General features: G+C 72.5%; 1 protein-coding gene. It reads left to right on the top strand.

Features of this window, described 5'->3' with window-relative positions:
- Window positions 1–119: 119 nt before the first annotated feature.
- Window positions 120–425: ABC transporter permease subunit (locus tag G3I78_RS48945; protein WP_203616560.1), on the top strand; the 306-nt coding region annotated here is incomplete at its 3' end.

The raw sequence follows: 425 nt of genomic DNA on the forward strand, positions 1-425 counted from the left end.
TCGAGACGTCCGCCGGCGGGTGGCCGGCCTTCTTCGCGGCGGTCACGCAGCCGCAGACGGCGGCGGCGTTGACCCTCACGGTCACCCAGGCGCTCGCCGTCACCGCAGTGAACGTCGTCATGGGCACGCTCGTCGCGTGGGTCCTCGTGCGCGACCGGTTCCCCGGAAAGCGGCTCCTCGAGGTCCTCATCGACATCCCGTTCGCGCTCCCGACGATCGTGGCCGGTCTCGTGCTGCTCGCGCTGTACGGGCCGTCGGGGCCGCTCGGGGTGGACGTCGCCAACACGCGTGCCGCCGTCTTCCTCGCCTTCCTCTTCGTCACCCTCCCCTTCGTGGTCCGCAGCGTGCAGCCCGTGCTCGCCGAGCTCGACCGCGACGTCGAGGAGGCGGCCGCGTCGCTCGGCGCTACCCGGCTCACGACCTTC

The sequence above is a fragment of the Streptomyces sp. SID13726 genome, assembly GCF_010548375.1.
Classification (GTDB): Bacteria; Actinomycetota; Actinomycetes; order Streptomycetales; family Streptomycetaceae; genus Streptomyces.